Genomic DNA, 405 nt, shown 5'->3' on the forward strand with positions numbered 1-405 from the left:
CTCGGCCACCAAGGAAGAGGCACTGGAAATCATCGTGCAACTGCGCAACGGCGAGCGCCGCTCCGTCATCCAGGCCAAGGGCAGCGAGAGCTTCAGCGGCGGCGAGGCGGTGGTGCTGATCACCACTGGCGGCAAGACCCGCATCACCCGCGCACCGGCCGTCACGCCCAGCGTGGCACCGGTCGCACCTGCGGCCACACCGGGCACCTGAGACTGCAACCGCGTCACCTCGACAATGGCGGGCTTCGGCCCGCTTTTTTGTGGCCGGCTCTGCCCACTGCCCATGACGACCGACCTCGACGACGCCCCCTTGCACGAACCCCGACTCTGGCGCGACCAGGGCTGGACCGCCCAGATCATCAAGAACGAAGACGACGAGGGCTGGGCCGTGGCGATGTTCAAGGC

At 67.9% G+C, this 405-nt stretch carries 1 protein-coding gene; it reads left to right on the forward strand.

The annotated features are described in order from the left end of the window. A partial coding sequence (locus HFC70_RS26565) for a hypothetical protein (protein WP_210259474.1) occupies nucleotides 1-211 on the forward strand: 211 nt, incomplete at its 5' end. Between the last annotated feature and the right edge of the window lie 194 nt (nucleotides 212-405).

The sequence above is a fragment of the Agrobacterium sp. a22-2 genome, assembly GCF_012276985.1.
Classification (GTDB): domain Bacteria; phylum Pseudomonadota; class Alphaproteobacteria; order Rhizobiales; family Rhizobiaceae; genus Allorhizobium.